Annotated in this window: 16 protein-coding genes; 9 read left to right on the top strand and 7 right to left on the bottom strand. The window is 64.7% G+C overall.

Annotation, left to right across the window (positions count from 1 at the left end; genetic code table 11):
* Positions 1-10: 10 nt before the first annotated feature.
* The 3 genes from QY049_RS05240 (at position 11) to QY049_RS05230 (ending at position 2,295) form a co-directional block, all read left to right on the top strand.
* Positions 11-571: an isochorismatase family protein gene (locus tag QY049_RS05240; RefSeq protein ID WP_301269149.1), complete on the top strand. Its 561-nt coding sequence runs from the start codon at positions 11-13 to the stop codon at positions 569-571.
* 34 nt (positions 572-605) lie between these two features.
* Positions 606-770, top strand: a complete 165-nt coding sequence (locus QY049_RS05235) for a hypothetical protein (protein ID WP_258761954.1) — start codon at positions 606-608, stop codon at positions 768-770.
* Between the two features lie 142 nt (positions 771-912).
* Complete coding sequence (locus QY049_RS05230) at positions 913-2,295, top strand: aspartate aminotransferase family protein (protein WP_301269148.1); 1,383 nt, start codon at positions 913-915, stop codon at positions 2,293-2,295.
* 113 nt (positions 2,296-2,408) lie between these two features.
* On the opposite strand, the gene rnd is transcribed toward QY049_RS05230, so the two are convergent.
* The 6 genes from rnd to QY049_RS05200 form a co-directional block, all read right to left on the bottom strand.
* Complete coding sequence (rnd, locus tag QY049_RS05225) at positions 2,409-3,557, bottom strand: ribonuclease D (RefSeq protein WP_194476248.1); 1,149 nt, start codon at positions 3,555-3,557, stop codon at positions 2,409-2,411.
* A 412-nt stretch (positions 3,558-3,969) separates the two neighbouring features.
* Positions 3,970-5,304 (bottom strand): ABC transporter substrate-binding protein, encoded by a 1,335-nt coding sequence (locus QY049_RS05220; protein WP_301269147.1) that lies wholly within the window; start codon positions 5,302-5,304, stop codon positions 3,970-3,972.
* An 11-nt stretch (positions 5,305-5,315) separates the two neighbouring features.
* Positions 5,316-6,185: a carbohydrate ABC transporter permease gene (locus QY049_RS05215; RefSeq protein WP_301269146.1), complete on the bottom strand. Its 870-nt coding sequence runs from the start codon at positions 6,183-6,185 to the stop codon at positions 5,316-5,318.
* The gene (locus QY049_RS05210; RefSeq protein WP_301269145.1) at positions 6,182-7,132 is read right to left on the bottom strand and encodes a carbohydrate ABC transporter permease; all 951 of its coding nucleotides are present in this window, start codon (positions 7,130-7,132) and stop codon (positions 6,182-6,184) included. Before QY049_RS05210 ends, QY049_RS05215 begins: the two co-directional genes overlap by 4 nt.
* Before the next feature lies 1 nt (position 7,133).
* Positions 7,134-7,985: a phosphodiesterase gene (locus QY049_RS05205; RefSeq protein ID WP_301269144.1), complete on the bottom strand. Its 852-nt coding sequence runs from the start codon at positions 7,983-7,985 to the stop codon at positions 7,134-7,136.
* A 463-nt stretch (positions 7,986-8,448) separates the two neighbouring features.
* A complete protein-coding gene (locus tag QY049_RS05200) occupies positions 8,449-9,138 on the bottom strand; it encodes an IclR family transcriptional regulator (RefSeq protein WP_258761949.1) in 690 nt (229 codons plus the stop codon).
* A 160-nt stretch (positions 9,139-9,298) separates the two neighbouring features.
* Here QY049_RS05200 and QY049_RS05195 point away from each other — a divergent pair, with 160 nt between their 5' ends.
* The 6 genes from QY049_RS05195 to QY049_RS05170 are packed head-to-tail and all read left to right on the top strand — an operon-like array spanning position 9,299 to position 14,861.
* The gene (locus QY049_RS05195) at positions 9,299-10,090 is read left to right on the top strand and encodes an ABC transporter ATP-binding protein (protein ID WP_258761948.1); all 792 of its coding nucleotides are present in this window, start codon (positions 9,299-9,301) and stop codon (positions 10,088-10,090) included.
* Positions 10,074-10,847, top strand: coding sequence for an ABC transporter permease (locus QY049_RS05190; protein ID WP_194476241.1), 774 nt, complete (start codon positions 10,074-10,076; stop codon positions 10,845-10,847). The genes QY049_RS05195 and QY049_RS05190 overlap by 17 nt, the downstream gene beginning before the upstream one ends.
* Positions 10,848-10,877: 30 nt before the next feature.
* Positions 10,878-11,900, top strand: a complete 1,023-nt coding sequence (locus tag QY049_RS05185; RefSeq protein WP_301269143.1) for an ABC transporter substrate-binding protein — start codon at positions 10,878-10,880, stop codon at positions 11,898-11,900.
* 12 nt (positions 11,901-11,912) lie between these two features.
* Positions 11,913-13,157 (top strand): CaiB/BaiF CoA-transferase family protein, encoded by a 1,245-nt coding sequence (locus tag QY049_RS05180; protein ID WP_301269142.1) that lies wholly within the window; start codon positions 11,913-11,915, stop codon positions 13,155-13,157.
* Positions 13,147-13,977, top strand: coding sequence for a citryl-CoA lyase (locus QY049_RS05175; RefSeq protein ID WP_301269141.1), 831 nt, complete (start codon positions 13,147-13,149; stop codon positions 13,975-13,977). The genes QY049_RS05180 and QY049_RS05175 overlap by 11 nt, the downstream gene beginning before the upstream one ends.
* Positions 13,974-14,861, top strand: a complete 888-nt coding sequence (locus tag QY049_RS05170; protein ID WP_301269140.1) for an SMP-30/gluconolactonase/LRE family protein — start codon at positions 13,974-13,976, stop codon at positions 14,859-14,861. Before QY049_RS05175 ends, QY049_RS05170 begins: the two co-directional genes overlap by 4 nt.
* A gap of 35 nt (positions 14,862-14,896) precedes the next feature.
* Here QY049_RS05170 and QY049_RS05165 read toward each other — a convergent pair whose 3' ends face one another.
* Positions 14,897-16,369: a YdiU family protein gene (locus QY049_RS05165; RefSeq protein ID WP_301269139.1), complete on the bottom strand. Its 1,473-nt coding sequence runs from the start codon at positions 16,367-16,369 to the stop codon at positions 14,897-14,899.
* Between the last annotated feature and the right edge of the window lie 180 nt (positions 16,370-16,549).

Below are 16,549 nucleotides of genomic sequence, written 5' to 3'. Positions count from 1 at the left end.
GCGCAAGACAATGCCGGTGTCCCACGACGATCCGCTGGTTCTGGTCTGCGCCGACCTTCAGGTGGAATATCTGATCCCGGGGCGTCGCCACGTCATTCTCGACGGCGACGTCACGATCATTCGCTGCCTGGAGTTGCTGGCGTTGTGGCGGAGCAATCTCTGGCCGGTGATGCATTTGAAACGCATCGCGGAGGCGACGTGGTTCAATCCGTCATCCAGGCTGACTGATTGGATTGCGGAGGCGAAACCCAGGCCGGGCGAGATGACGTTCGAGCACGCGTTGCCGTCGGCTTACAGCTCCTCCCGTTTCGCCGACTACGTATCCAGCGTCCGCAATCTGCGCTGCGTGCTGACGGGCTTTTCCCTCGACGAGACCATTCTGGCCACCGCCATCGAGGGGTTTCATCGCAGCCACCGCTATCAGGTGGTCACCGATGCCGTGGCCTGTCGGCAGCCGGGCACAAGCGAGGCGGCCGTCTACCGACAGTCGGTGGTGGATGTCATCGCCAACTTTGCTACACTCCAGTCCAGCGCCGAGCTGATCAGAACCAGCGGCGCCGTCGCGGTCTAGGCAGACCCGATCGGCGGATGGATGGGGTGGGACATTGTTGCGGGAGGACGAGCTCAAGGAACTGGCGAGCGAGCTGTCGCGGGCCGTCGAGACGGCGCGCCGGGTTGGCCTGCCCACGACCGTCTATTTGCTGTCGATGGCGCTGGTCGAGGTAAGGGAGGCCGCAGCCGACGACGGAAATGACGACGGCGCGGCCTGAACACTGTCCCTGGTGCGGCTTTGTGCAACGCTGCTGAGCGCTTGCTGCCGACGAATTGGCGTTGCAAGTTTTGTCCCGTCGCAATAGCCAAGTGGTGACGTCGGCCGTGCCGGCGACGTCATGACTCAAGGGATCCCTGCAAATGTCCATGCTGCCCAATTCGCAAGAAGCCCGGGATGTGGCTTACCAGCTCCACGCCTACACCAATGCGCGCGCGCATCAGCAGGCGGGTCCCCTTGTGATCGAGCGCGGCGAGGGGCCCTACGTGTTCGATGCGTCGGGCAAGCGCTATTTCGAAGCGATGGCAGGCCTGTGGAGCGTCGGGCTCGGCTTCAACGAGAAGCGGCTGGTCGAGGCCGCGCACAAGCAGATGCAGGCGCTGCCGTTCTACCATACGTTCTCCGCCAAATCGCACGGGCCGTCGATTGACCTCGCAGAGAAGCTGGTCGCGCTCGCGCCGGTGCCCATGAGCAAGGTGTTCTTCACCAATTCCGGTTCGGAAGCCAACGACACTGTCCTCAAGCTGATCGCGTATCGTTCGAATTCGCTCGGCCAGCCCCAGCGCAAGAAGATCATCAGCCGCATGCGCGCCTATCACGGCGTCACCATTGCATCCGCAAGCCTTACCGGCCTGCCCAACAACCATCGTTCGTTCGACCTGCCGCTGCCGAACATCCTGCACACGGGCTCGCCGCATTTCTACAAGGACGGCGCGCCCGGCGAGACCGAGGAAGCCTTCGCGACGCGCCGGGCCGAGGAGCTCGACGCGCTGATCCAGAAGGAAGGGCCTGATACGATCGCGGCCTTCTTCGGCGAGCCGGTGATGGGGGCGGGCGGCGTCGTGGTGCCCCCGGCCTCCTATTGGGACAAGATCCAGGCGGTGTTGAAGAAGTACGACATCCTGCTGGTCGCCGACGAGGTGATCTGCGGCTTCGGACGCACTGGCAAGATGTTCGGTTGTGAAACCTATGGCATCAAGCCCGACGCGATGGTGGTCTCCAAGCAGATCACCTCGAGCTATTTCCCGCTGTCGGCCATCATCATGAACGACCGCATGTTCGAGCCGATTGCGGACGAGAGCAACAAGATCGGCGTGCTCGGCCACGGTTTCACTGCCGGCGGCCATCCGGTCGGCTCGGCGATTGCGCTGGAAAACCTCAAGATCATCGAGGAGCGCGGCCTCGTCGCGCATGCCGCCGAACTCGGCGGCTACATGCAGAGCCGCTTACGTGAGCTCGCCAGCCATTCGCTGGTCGGCGAGGTTCGCGGCGTCGGCATGATCGCAGCGCTCGAGCTCGTGCTCGACAAGGGCCGCAAGACCGCGGCCGCAACGCCCGGCGCCGTCGGCGGCATGGCGAGCCGCATGCTCCAGGAGCGCGGCGTCATCTCGCGCAACATGCTCGACGCCATCGCCATCTGCCCGCCGCTGATCACCACCAAGGCACAGATCGACGACCTGCTGGCGGCGATCACTGGCGTGTTGAATGATATGAAGCCGGAAGTGGCCAAGCTCACGCCGGCGTAGGCGAAGCCGGTGCGCAGAACTCGGTCATTGCGAACGAAGCAATCCAGAATCTTTCCGCGGAGGCGGTCCGGGTTGCTTCGGTACGCTCGCAACGACGAGGCGGATGCAGCGAGCTAAACCCGCTGAACTCCGATCACGCGACCCTTCTCGATCGCGAGCGCCAGCTCGCCGCGCTTGAGCTTCAGTGCGGCGTCCCCGAACAGCTCGCGGCGCCAGCCGCGCAGGGCCGGGACGTCCGCGTCGTCGTCAGCTGCGATCTCCTCGAGATCATCGACGGTCGCGATGACCTTGCTGGCCACCGCGTGACGCTCGGCAGTCATGCGCAGCAGCACCTTCAACAGCTCGACCGTGGCTGCGCCATTGGAGTTGTTGCGCGGTTTCTCCAGCTTCGGCAGCGTCGAGAAATCGCGCTTGAGCCCGCGCTCGACGGCGGCGACGATGTCCGCGCCCCATTTGGATTTCTCAAAGCCCTTCGGGACCGAGCGCAGATGGGCGAGCTTTTCGAGCGTGTTCGGCGCGTGGGTGGCGATGTCGGTGACGGCCTCGTCGCGCAGCACGCGGCCGCGCGGCACGTCGCGGCTCTGCGCTTCCTGCTCGCGCCAGGCGGCGACCTCCATCAGCACGGCGAGGTCCTTCGGCTTGCGAACCCGCGTCTTCAGCCGCTCCCAGGCGCGCTCGGGGTGGAAGTCGTAGGTCTTGGGCGAGGTCAGGATCTCCATCTCGATCGAGACCCATTCGCTGCGGCGGCGCTTCTTCAAATCGGCATCCAGCGCTGCGAACACGTCGCGCAGATGCGTGACGTCGGACACCGCGTAGTGCATTTGCTCCTTGGTCAGCGGCCGGCGCGACCAGTCGGTGAAGCGGTGGGTCTTGTCCGGGCGATGGCCGGTGACCTTCTCGACCAGGGCGTCATAGGCGATGCTGTCGCCGTATCCGAGCACCATGGCCGCAACCTGTGTGTCGAACACCGGGTGAGGGATGATGTTAGCCTGGTGCCAGATGATCTCGATGTCCTGGCGCGCGGCGTGAAACACCTTCAGCACGGCCTCGTTGGCCATCAGCTCGAAGAACGGCTTGAGGTCGATACCCTCGGCCAGGGTATCTATGACGATCGCTTCCTCGGGGCTGGCCATCTGCACCACGCACAACAGCGGGTAATAGGTGGTCTCGCGCAGGAACTCGGTATCGACGGTAATGACGGGGTGCTTGGCCAGCCGGCTGCAGGCAGCCGCGAGGTCAGCGGTGGTGGTAATCAAATCCATGAACGGCCCATGACACTTGGTATCAGCCGTTCTGCCGAAAGCGCTGTGATGTCAAGGGGCTCTAAGCGAATTCGAGGCTTGCATCGCCCCGGAATCACTCCTTGCGGCCGAAATTCCTATTCGTAGCGGACCCTACCTGAGGATTTCCGGGCGCAGGGCAGTGCCACCACGACCAGGCACATGCCAACCAGGGCCAACCCCAGGAACTCAAAAACCAGCAAATCCACGGCGGAAATCTCCAGAAACATCGGTAGATTTGTCGTGGGTGCGTTGAGGGTCTGTTAATTCCAATGGTTACCGGCGGAGGGCCGGACGGGATGGTGGACGGCGGGTTAACGGGGGTAACCATCCAAAACAAATTCGGCGCCCCGCATGACGGAGCGCCGATGTTCGTTGGCCGTCGTCGTTGGTCTTACGGCAGCTTCAGCGAGGTCTCGGCGTTGTACGGCTTGAGCGTCTCGTCGGCGGCCTTCTGGGCGGCGACGAGGGCTTCCTTCGGCTGCTTCTTGCCGTTCAGCACCAGCATCACCTCGTCCTCGAGGTTCTTGCGGACCGGTACGGTCTTGTAGGTCGCGAACCAGGGCTTGGCGACGTCGAGCTGCTCGACGGCGATCTTCGCGTCCGGGTTCTTGTTGAGGAAATCGACCATGTCGGGCGTCTTGTAGGCAGCCATGTTGGGCGCGAAGTAACCCGTGGCGCGGCTCCACCAGGCGCTCTTTTCCGGCGAGGTCATCCACTTGATCAGCGTCCAGGCGGCCTTCTGCTTGTCGGCCTCGACGCCCGCCGGAATGATCAGCGAGGCGCCACCGATCGGCACGGCGTTGCGGACGTTGCGCGGGATGAACGCGACCTTGTAGTTGAACTTGGCGTTCTCACGCACATAGGTCAGCGAGCCCGTCGACAGCATCATCATCGCCGCGTTGCCGGAAATGAAGGAGGTGCTGACCGCGGGACCGGGCGTGGCGCCGGGTGGGTGGACCTTGTGCTTGCTCACGAGGTCGCTCCACCAGGTCAGCGCGCCGAGCATCGAGGGCGTATCGTAGTAGACCTCGCCGCCGAACTCCTCGTTGTAGTAGCGCCCGCCATTGGTCATGGTGAGCGTTTCCATCATCCAGCCGCAATAGTCATAGGCGCAGGGGATCGCGATGCCCCATTGGGTCACCTTGTCGCCCTCGCGCTTGGTGAGCTTCTTGGCCCAGTCGGTGAGCTCGGCCCAGGTCTGCGGCGGCTTGTTCGGGTCGAGGCCGGCTTCCTTGGCCTTGTCGGCGTTGATGTAGAGCAGCGGCGTCGAATTCTGGAAGGGGACGCCATAGACCGAGCGATTGATCACCGCATTGCCGCTCAGCGCCGGAAAGAACTGGCCGAGAAACTGCTCCTTGGTGCTGCCGTCCGCCTTGATCAAGGGATCGAGATTGGTCAGCTCATTCTCGATCTGCATGTCGAGCAGGAAGTTGGCCGACATGATCACGGCCGCCGGCGGCTTGCCGGCCTTGATCGAGGCGCGCGTCTTGATCAGCGTGTCGTCATAGGAGCCGGTGTAGACCGCGGTCGCCTTGATGTCGGGGTGACCGTCGTTGAACTCCTTGATCAGCGTGCCCATGTCGCGGGCGAGCTTGCCGTCGACGGGCACGGGGAAGAACAGGTCGATCTCGGTCGGACCTTCACCGGCGTGAGCCGGTAAGGCGAGGGCGCTTGCCATGGAGCCTGCCATGGCGAGGCCAAGCATGAGCCTGCGGGAGAACAGCATCGATAAATCTCCTATTTGATGCCTGAGGTGACGAAAGAGCTGATGAAGCGCTTCTGGAAAATGAGGAACGTGACGAGCAGCGGTGCGATCACCATCAGCGTGCCGGCGGCAATGGTGCCCCAGTCCTGCGTACCTTCGGCGGTCTTGGTGAAGACCGAGAGCCCGACGGTGAGCGGTCGCTTGTCCGGCGAATTGATCACCATCAGCGGCCAAAGGAAGTCGTTCCAGTGGCTGGTGACCGAGATGATGGCGAAGGCCGAGAAGCTTGGCAGCGACAGCGGCACATAGATGTGGCGGATGCGCTGGATCAGGCTCGCGCCATCGATCAGCGCGGCGTCTTCCAGCTCGGTCGGAATCGCCTCGAAGGCCTGGCGCATCAGGAAGGTGCCGAAGGCCGAGGCGAAGAACGGCATCATCACGCCGGCGAGCGTGTCGTAGAGGCCGAGCTGGACCACCAGGCTCAGGTTCGGCACGATCAGCAGCACCGGCACCAGCATCAGCTGCATCAGGAACAGATAGAAGATCGGTGTCTTGCCGGCGAAGTCGAGCCGCGCAAAGGCAAAACCCGCAAGGGTGATCGTGACGAACTGCACCAGCAGGATGCCCGTGCAGATGATCGTGGTGTTGAGGAAGTAGCGCGGGAAATCGCCGATCTCCCAGGCATCCCTGATATTGTCGAGCGTCGGCTTCAGGCTCGGCATCAGCTCGGCCATCAAATTGATGCCGTCGGAGGACGGTCGCAGGGTCGCGACGCCCATCCACAGGAACGGGATCAGCCAGGCGAGTGCGAGCAGGATCGTCAGCAGGAAGCCGAGCTTCGGCGTGATCTCGTTGCGGGTGGCGAGCGGGGCGTCCTTGTAGAGCGCTTCGATCAGCTTCATGGCCCGCCCTCCCGGTTCGCCATGGTCCGGAACGAGAGCGCGGTGAGAGCCATCAGCGCTGCGAGCGTCAGCAGCGTCGCGGCCGAGGCCTTGCCGACGTCGAAATGCTCGACCGCCTGCTGGTATATGTAGAACAGCACGAGATTCGTGGAGTTCGACGGACCGCCTTGAGTGAGGACGAAGACGTGGTCGACCTGCGTGACCGCGTTCAGCGTGGCGATCACGATGACGAACAGGAAGGTCGGCTTGAGCTCCGGCAGGATGATGTAGCGCAGCCGCATGAAGGGACCGGCGCCGTCGAGATGCGCCGCCTCCATCACGTCCTCCGGCACGGCCTGGAGGCCGGCCAGGAAGAACAGCATGTAATAGCCGGCGTTCTTCCAGATGGTGATGATCATGATCGCGTAGAGCGCGATGTCGGGATCGCCGAGCCAGTTCGGCAGCACCGGCAGCAGGCCTCCGATGTAGTGGTCGAGCAGGCCGACATTGGGCAGGAAGATGAACAGGAATAGCGCGGACGCAGCCACCATCGGGATCAGCACCGGCAGGAACAACGCGGCGCGCAGCGCGCTGGTGACCACATTGGTGCGCGCGAGTGCCAGCGCGAACAGGAGCGCAAGGCCGATGCTGGGGATCGCGGTGCCGACGGCGTAGATGAGGTTGTTGACGACGGCGCCGGTGAAGGCGGGATCGGCCAACACGGCGCCGATGTTCTCGAGGCCGACGAAGCGAAGCGGCGCCTTCGGCGTGGCGCGCTGATAGAGCGCATCGATCAGCACGCGTCCCATCGCGCCATAGGTGAACAGCGCAAGGAAGATCAACGAGGGCAGCAACAGCAGATAGGCCGGCAGCGAGGCTTTGAGGCGGCTGGTGAACCGCTTTGCGACGCGCAGGCGCGGCGGCGCGGATGCCGCGACCGGAAGAGCCGCGGGTTCTGCGAAGCTCATGTCATCGCGCCGGGAAATTGAGCGCATAGTCGCGACCGTCCACGCCGGCGGGAGGCTCGAACGGGAAGCGCAGGCTGGTGTCGAGGAAGTCGTGGCTGTGCACGACGAGGTTTTCGTCGTCGATCAGCACCACGCCATAGGCGGGCGGCTCGTGGCTCGCCAGATGGTCGGCGGGGTTGGTGTCGAGCTCGAACCAGACCTGGTGGTTGGTGCCGCGCAGCGTCGAGAACGGAATCTTGCCGTAGCTGCCGAAGATCGGCCGGTGCACATGGCCGAAGAAGAGATGGCGGATGCGCGCGCGATAGGGCGCGATCACCTCGGCGAATTCGGCGCTCTGCTTCAGCGCGATCTCGTCCATGGCGTGCACGCCGACCGGGAAGGGCGGATGATGCATGAAGACGACGAACGGCTGGTCGGCCGGCGCGGCGGCCAGCGTCTTCGCCAGCCAGTCGAAGCGCCTGGCGCACATCTCGCCGGCATGGCTGGTCTCGTCCAGCGTGTCGAGGAAGACGAACAGGCCGTGCTCGGTGGTGCGGGTGCCCTGCACGAAGCCGTTGGGATCGCGCGGCGCGGCCTTGAGGCCGTCGAGGCAGGCCACGCGCTTGTCGTGATTGCCGACCATGGCGATGTACGGCATTTTCAGCGCGGCCATCGCCTCGGCGAAATTGGCGTAGGATTCAGGCTCGCCCCAATGGGTGAGGTCGCCGGTCACGACCGCAAACGCCGCATCCGACTGGTGCTTGTTGATGTCGGCAACAGCCGCATCAAGCCGGGCGCGCGGATCGAGGCCATAGAGCTTCAGCCCGGGGTTCGCCAGATGCGTGTCGGTGATGTGGATGAATTTGAAGGGCATGGCGCTCTTGTCAGGTCTCTGGGAGGACGGTCGCCTCCGGCAAGACGGCCCGCCAGCCGGTTAGAGTGCGAGTGTTTCAGTTTGATGACAGCGATTGCCGATGCCTCGAATTGTTGGGCAGAACGGCAGCGCGGGTCAATCCGCTCGTCTCGCGGTGCGGTATTCGTCGATCGCGCAAAAAGTATCGAAAACAACCCCATGCACAGTAGCCGAGGATTGCCGGGGCAATGCCCTACGCGTCGTTCGACACAAGTTGACACGTCGGGCAAAACAGGGGCATATTGCCAATATCGGAAAATCCGTAGATGATCAGCCGAGGGTAGGGTTCGACGCAGGACCAGCGTGCGAAGCCCGGCTCGCCTCACGCCCCGCGGAACGTCTGCAACGCTTACTGCTCCGGCAGCGGCTGCGCCTTCGAGACGCGGCGGCACAGATTGACCGTTCCGGCGGCACGCGCGATGCGTCAGCGCTCGCCGGCGGGCAGCAGACCGCTCAGGGCTTTGGCCTCGTTAGTCAGGACGTCGACGGCGGCCTTGCGCGCCTCTGCGTCGAAGCGGGTCCGGATCGCGGACACTGACAAGGCGCCGCGCAGCTTGCCCTGGACATCGATCACGGGGACTGCGGCAGCGGCGACCTCGGGATCACGTTCGCCGAGCGATACGTAGAACCCGCGCTCGCGGATTTTCCTGGCTTCGGCCGACGCGGGATCGCGATAGGCAGTGAGCACGCGACCGGCGGCGCCGCGATCGATCGGCAGTCGCTGGCCCTCGTCGAGATGATGCCGGACGGACCGCGGGGAGTTGACCCGGTAGAGGCAGATGCGCTCGTCACCGTCGGCAATGTAGAACGAAGCCGTTTCGCCGGTCGCTTCGACCAGGCGATGCAGCGTCGGTCTCACGAGGTCACCGAGATCAAGGCCGCGCTGATAGAGCGCACCGAGGCGCCAAAGTTCTGGCCCGGGGTGGAACAGCCGGTCCGCGCCGCGGACAAGAAAGCCGTCGCTCTCCAGCGTCGCCGCGAGGCGAAGCACCGTGCTCTTGTAGAGATCGGTCGCCTCGGCGATCTCGGTCAGCGTCATGGCGCTGCGCTCCGGCCCAAAGGCCTTGAGGATCGCCAGCGCCCGCGCCACCGCATCAACCCCTGTCTTGGCCATCTCTGCTCCCGTTCTATCAGACAGAACAAATATCATGGAGACATTCAGAAGTCGATAAAAAGGCCGACACACAGGTTCTGTTTGGTGAAATTAATTTGACTCAAGTGGCGCGTCGGGCTACGGGTTTCGATTAATAGAACTGGTTCTACGGAGCGAAACAATGGAAGGGCAGCCGGCCTCGGCCGTCGATTTGCGCGACGTCATGATCCGCTTCGGCGACTTCACCGCCGTCAAAAGCATGAACCTCCAGGTCGGCGAGGCCGAGTTCGTCGCTGTGGTCGGGCCGACCGGCTGTGGCAAGTCGACCATTCTCAACACCGTCACAGGATTGCTGAAGCCAGCCGCCGGGGATGTCTGCATCTTCGGCAAGCCGCTCACGGGCCTGAACGACCAGTCCGGTTACATGCTCCAGCAGGAGGGCCTGCTGCCGTGGAAGACCGCGCAGGACAATGTCGGGCTCGGCCTCGTATTTCAGGGCAAATCGGTCGAAGAGGCGCGGGCGCAGGCGCGCCCCTGGCTCGCCAAGGTCGGCCTGAAGGGTTTTGAGGAGCGGTATCCGCATCAGTTGTCGGGCGGCCAGCGCAAGCGCGTGGCGATGGCCCAGACCCTGATCATGGAGCCGAGGATCGTCCTGATGGACGAGCCGTTTTCGGCGCTCGACGTGCACACCCGCCGGCTGATGCACCGCATCCTGCTCGATCTCTGGCAGGCGGAGCGGCGCTCCCTGATCTTCATCACCCACGATCTCGACGAGGCGATCACGCTCGCTGACCGTGTCGTGGTGATGTCGGCGGGACCGGGCAGTCGCATGGTCGGGGACGTCCCGATCACGCTGCCACGCCCGCGCGACGTATCCGCGCTCCAGACTACGGATGAATTCGTCGCACTCTATCGTCAGATCTGGTCGCTGCTCGGCGCCGAAGTGGAGAAGAGCTATGCCGCGCAAGGGTAAGGTCGTTCTCGTTCAGGTCGCGATCGTGCTGAGTCTGCTCCTGGTCTGGGAAGCCGGCGTGCGGGCAGGACTGATCGACCCGTTCTTCTTTCCGGCGCCATCGACGCTGGTGGCGCGGATCGGCGAATGGATGTCGACCGCGGATTTCTGGACCGACGTAGGCGTCACGCTGCTGGAGACGATCCTGTCCTTCGCGGCGGGGATCGCGATCGGCACCACGCTTGGGATATGGCTCGGCCTGAGCCCGTTTGCGGCCGAGGTCGTGCAGCCCTTCATCAAGATGTTCAACGCCATCCCGCGCATTCTGCTCGGACCGATCTTCGTGATCTGGTTCGGCCTCGGCCTGACCTCGAAGGTGGCGCTGGGCGTCACGCTGGTGCTGTTCGTCGCCTTCTTCAACACCTTCCAGGGCGTGCGCGAGGTTAACCCGGTGGTGCTCGCCAATGCCCGCCTGCTGCGCGCGTCCAAATGGTCCTTGCTGCGCCACGTCTACCTGCCGTCGGCCACGACCTGGATCTTGTCGAGCTTGCGGGTCTCCGTCGGCATGGCCGTGATGGGCGCGGTGGTCGCCGAGTATCTCGGCTCGTCGGCTGGGCTCGGTCACCTGATTGCCCAGGCCGAGGGCGTGCTCGATGCCGCCGGTGTGTTCGCCGGCATCATCGTGCTGTCCGCCTTCGTCGTCGCCCTCGATGCGCTGGTCGATCGCGCCGAGAAACGGCTGCTGGTGTGGCGTCCCGCGCCGGCCCACGAAGTCTGATTGAACAACGAGATAATCATGGAGGTTCGCATGCGCGTTTTCACCCGGCTGATCCTGGCCACATCGGCGATCTGTTTTTCCGTCCTGTCCGCGCAGGCCGGCGAACCCGAAAAGGCGAAGCTCAAGATCGCCGTCGGCTCCCAGATCCTCAACTACATGCCGCTCGAGCTCGGCGTGAAGCTCGGCATGTTCAAGGAGGAGGGGCTCGACGTCACCGTCGAGAATTTCCAGGCCGGCGGCTCGAAGGCACTCCAGGCGCTGATCGGCGGTTCGGTCGACGGCACCGTCGGCTTCTACGACCACACGATCCAGATGCAGGCGCAAGGCAAGGAGATCTCCTGCGTGTTCCTGCTCAACGACATTCCAGGCGTGCTGCTTGGCGTGCGCAACGATCTTGCCGACAAGGTCAAGACCGGAGCCGACCTGAAGGGGCTCAAGCTCGGCATTACGGCGCCCGGCTCGTCGACCGACACCATGGCGCGCTACTACATCAAGAAGGCCGGGCTCGGGCCGCGCGACGTCAACATCATCGCGGTCGGCAGCGGCGCGCCGGGCATGGTCGCGCTCGAAGCCAAGAACATCGACGCGCTCGTCTATTTCGATCCGGTCGCGACGCTCTTGGCACGCAAGGGCTCCGCGGCGCCGCTGTTCGACGCGCGCACGATCGAGGGCTCGAAGCAGGCCTTCGGCGGCATCTATCCGACAGCCTGCCTCTATCTCCAGCAGTCGTTCATCGACAAGAATCCGGAGACGGTGCAGCGTCTCGTCAACGCCTTCCTGAAGACGCACCGCTGGATCAACTCGGTCCCGACCGAGCAGCTCGTCGATGCGATCCCTGCCGGCTACAAGACCGACAATCGCGACGTGAACATCGAGATCATGAAGGCCTCGAAGGCGCTGTTCTCGCAGACCGGCCAGATGGACGCCGAAGCCGCCAAGGTCCCGCTCGCAGTCCTGAGCGACTACGATCCCAAGATCGCGGCCGCCAAGATCGACCTCACCAAGACCTTCACCAACCGCTTCGCCGAGCGCGCTGCCGAGTTACTGAAGTAAGGGGCAACCGGAATGTCCTTGCCGCTCACCGGCATCCGCGTGCTCGACCTGTCCAACGTGCTGGCGGGTCCGTTCTGCGGCTACCATCTCGCGCGCCTCGGCGCCGAGGTGATCAAGATCGAGAAACCTGATGGCGGTGACCTGGCGCGACGCCTCGGCGCCGACCCGAAGCGGGCGGAGCGGCTCCAGGGCCTGTCCTTCGTCGCCGTCAACGCCGGCAAGCAATCGGTTGCGCTCGATCTGAAGTCGGAGGCGGGGAAGGAGGTGTTCCTGCGCTTCGTCGCCAAGGCAGACGTCGTTCTGGAGAATTTTCGACCCAAGGTGATGGAGCGGCTCGGCCTCGGTTATGACGTGCTGAGCCGGCACAATCCGCGGCTGGTCTATTGCGCGATCTCGGGCTTCGGCCAGACCGGGCCATGGGCGAAGAGGCCGGCCTATGACCAGATCGTGCAGGGCCTGTCGGGTGCGATGAGCGTGACGGGCGATGCGCAATCCGCGCCGCTGCGCACGGGATTTCCGATCTCCGATACCATCGCCGGGCTGACCGCGGCCTTTGCCATCAGTTCTGCGCTGGTCGATCAGCGGCAAACCGGCCGCGGCCGCTTCATCGACGTGTCGCTGCTGGAAGCCACCGTCGCTGCGATGGGCTGGGTGGTTTCCAACCACCTCAACGCCGGCGTCGAACCGGAGCCGATGGGCAACGAGAACTTCACCGCCGCGCCCTCCGGCACGTTCAGGACCGCGACGGGGCCGCTCAACATCGCAGCCAACGAGCAGAAGCAGTTTCAGACTTTGTGCGATCTGGTCGGCCGGCCCGAGCTCGCGACCGATCCACGCTTCGCCAGACGCGAGACGCGCAAGGCCAACCGCGCGGCCCTGAACGTAGCGCTGAACGATGCGCTGGGCGCGAAGGCGGCGGAGGATTGGGAGCGCGAGCTCAACGCGGCCGGCGTGCCTGCAGGCTGCGTGCTGACGGTGCCGCAAATCCTCACCCAGCCGCAGTTGCTCGAGCGTCGATTTGTCGAAGCATTGCCGGCAGATCCGGACGAGGGAAAACCGCTGCGGATCACGCGGCCGGGCTTCCGGCTCGGCGAGGAGTTTCCGGTGCCGACGTTGCCGCCCGAGCTCGGCGCCGACACCGAAGGCTGGCTCGCGCAACTCGGCTACTCCGCGGCGGCCATCGCCCAGCTCGTGGCGAGCGGAGCGGTCGCAGGAAAGAAGGTAGAGCAAGCCACCGGGGGGCACCATGAGCGATGAAACAGCATTGCGGGAAGCGGCCGCGCATTGGTGGCGGACGTCGATCTGCGATATCGCGCCTGGGCGCATCGCCTATCGGGGCTATCCGATCCAGGACCTGATCGGCCGGATCTCCCTTCCGGCGATGATCTGGCTGATGCTGCGCGGGGAGTTGCCAACGGCGGCGCAGGAACGATTGCTTCAGGCCGCGCTGGTCGCCTCCGTCGATCATGGCCCGCATGCGCCGTCGATTGCGATCGCCCAGATGGCGGTGAGCTGCGGCCTGCCGCTCAATGGCGCGATGGCCTCCGCCATCAACACGCTCGATGACGTCCATGGCGGCGCCGGCGAGCAGGCGGTCGAGCTCTATGACGACGTGTTGCGGCGAAGCGAAACTGAGGACATCGATGCAGCGGCTGGCGCGGCCATTGACCATTTCACCGCGACCCGCAGCAAATATCTGCCGGGCTTCGGCCATCGCTTTCATCCGGTCGACCCGCGTGCCGCACCGCTGCTCGCGCTGGTGGATGCTGCCGCGACCGAGGGCAGCGTCGGTGGCCGTTACGCCGCTGCAGCCCGCGCGATCGAGCGCGTGATGCAGGCGCGCAAGGGCAAGCTGATCCCGATGAACATCGACGGTGCCACCGCCGTCATCTATGGCGAACTCGGCTTTGCGCCGCCGCTGGCGCGAGGCGTGTTCTGCCTGTCGCGCGCGGTCGGCATTCTCGCGCATGCCTGGGAGCAGACCGGACGCAAGGACCGCAACAAGGGGCCGATGCCGAAGCAGTTCGCCTACAAATATGAGGGGCAGCCGCACCGCGCGCTCGGCGAACGGCCATGATGTATCTCGACACGCCGCCGCGGCGGCTCGAGAGCCGCGTCTTTTCGGCGATGCCGGCGGAATTTCGTCGCACCGGCGTTCGCTCGGACTGGGCCGATGCCAACCGCGGCGGCCATCCCGTCGACAGTTTCATCGAAGGGCCGGCCTTCGATGCGAATGGCAATCTGTACGTCGTCGACATTCCGTTCGGCCGCATCTTCCGGATTGCGCCCGAGGGGGCATGGTCTCTGATCACGGAATACCGGGGATGGCCGAACGGCCTGAAGATCGCGCCGGACGGCCGCATTCTCGTGGCAGATTACATGAACGGCATCATGGAGCTCGATCCCGGACGCGGCACGATCAGGCCAATCCTGGCGCATCGCAACTCGGAGTCCTTCAAAGGCTGCAACGACCTGCACATCGCCTCGAACGGCGATGTCTATTTCACCGATCAGGGCCAGACCGGGCTGCATGATCCGAGCGGCCGGGTGTTTCGCTTGCGCGCGGACGGCCGTCTCGACTGCCTGATCGCGAACGGGCCAAGCCCGAACGGGCTTGTGTTGAGCCCGGATGAGGCGGTGCTGTTCGTCGCGATGACGCGCGACAACAGCGTCTGGCGCGTGCCGCTGATGCGCGACGGCGGCGTCGCCAAGGTCGGGCGCTTCGCCTCGTTCTTCGGCACCAGCGGGCCGGATGGGCTTACAATGGATCGCGCCGGGCGCCTGTTCGTTGCGCATGCCTCGCTTGGCCATGTCTTCGTGCTGGCGCCGAACGGGGAGTGCATCGCACGGATCAAATCATGCACCGGGCAGACCTGCACCAACGTGGCGCTGGATCGGACCGGCGAGACCTTGATGATTACGGAATCGTCGAGTGGGTCCGTATTGGCGGCTTGCGCTTGATTTTGAGTGGTGATGATGCTTCTGGTGGCTGACCGTCACGTCCCGCAGAACGTCTGCAGCACCCGCTGGTCCGGCAGCGGCGGATCGGCGTAGGCGGCGTACTCCGGCTGGTCCTGATACGGCCTCGCCAGCACCTTCACCAATTCCTCGAAAGGCGCGTAGTCGTCGTTGTTGACCGCGGCCTGGATCACGGCCTCGACGCGGTGGTTGCGCGGGATGAAGATCGGATTGACGGCGTGCATCGCGGCTTGCCGCTCGGTCGCGCTCTGCGGCTCCAGCGCGATGCGCGCGCGCCAACGTCCAGCCCATTCGTCGAAGGCTGCGGGCTCCATGAACTGTGCACGCACGTCGGCCCCGTCATCGGCCGCGGCGTCGCCGAGCTTGCGGAAGGTGAGGGTGAAGTCGGCCTGGTTCTTGGCCATGGCGTCGAGCAGGTCCTGGATCAGCGCCTCGTCGCCGTCGCGTTCCGTGAACAGGCCGACCTTCTTGCGCAGGCCGGCTTGATAGGCGGCGCTGAACGTCTCGCTGAAGGCGCCGAGAATGTCCTGGGCTTCCGCGACGGCCTTTTCCTGGTCGTCGGACAACAGCGGCAGCAGGCATTCGGCGAGCCGCGTCAAATTCCACAAGCCGATGCGCGGCTGGTTGGCATAGGCATAGCGGCCCATCTCGTCGATCGACGAGAAGACCTGCGCGGGGTTGTAGGCGTCCAAGAAAGCACACGGGCCGTAATCGATCGTCTCGCCGGAGATGGAGGAATTGTCGGTGTTCATCACGCCATGGATGAAGCCGACCAGCAGCCAGCGCGCGATCAGTTCGGCCTGGCGCGCGACGACGGCGCCGAGCAGGGCGTGATAGGGCCGTTCGTCCTGAAGCAGATCCGGATAGTGCCTGGTGATGACATGGTCGGCGAGCCTACGGATCGCATCGGTGTCGCGGCGCACCGCGAAGAACTGGAAGGTGCCGACGCGGATGTGGCTCGACGCGACGCGCGTCAGCACGGCGCCGGGCAGCACGGTCTCGCGGATCACGGGCTCGCCGGTGATGACGGCGGCGAGCGAGCGCGTGGTCGGAATGCCGAGCGCAAACATCGCTTCGCTGACGATGTATTCGCGCAAGACCGGTCCGAGCGCCGCGCGGCCGTCGCCGCGGCGAGAGAACGGGGTGGGGCCGCTTCCCTTAAGCTGGATGTCGCGGCGGATGCCGTCGATGTCGATGACCTCGCCGAGCAGGATGGCGCGGCCGTCGCCGAGCTGGGGCACGAAATGCCCGAACTGGTGGCCGGCATAGGCCATGGCGATGGGATCGGCTCCGGTGGGAACCGTCTTTCCGGCCAGGATCTCGGCGCCCTCAGGGGTCTCCAGCACATCAGGATCGAGGCCGAGCTGGACCGCCAGCGGCCGGTTCAGCTTGATCAGCCGGGGCGCGGCCACGGGGGTCGGCGCGACGCGGGCAAAGAAGCTGTCCGGCAGTGCCGAATAGGAGTTCTGGAAGGGGAAATGGACGGTCATGGAGGTAAAGATAGGCGGGGAACGCCTGATGGCAAAGGCTTGGGGCCCAATCGGCCAAAAATGGGCGCTTCAAGCCCCAAAACAGGCCGTTCCCTTGGTTGCCGCATCCGGCCTCGTCGGGTAAACCCTGCCGCAACGTCGGACCGGTCGTTTCAGGCCGTCCGATTCGTATCCTCCGAC

This window comes from Bradyrhizobium sp. WYCCWR 13022 (assembly GCF_030435535.1).
Lineage (GTDB): Bacteria > Pseudomonadota > Alphaproteobacteria > Rhizobiales > Xanthobacteraceae > Bradyrhizobium.
This window is presented reverse-complemented; position numbering and strand designations above follow the sequence as displayed.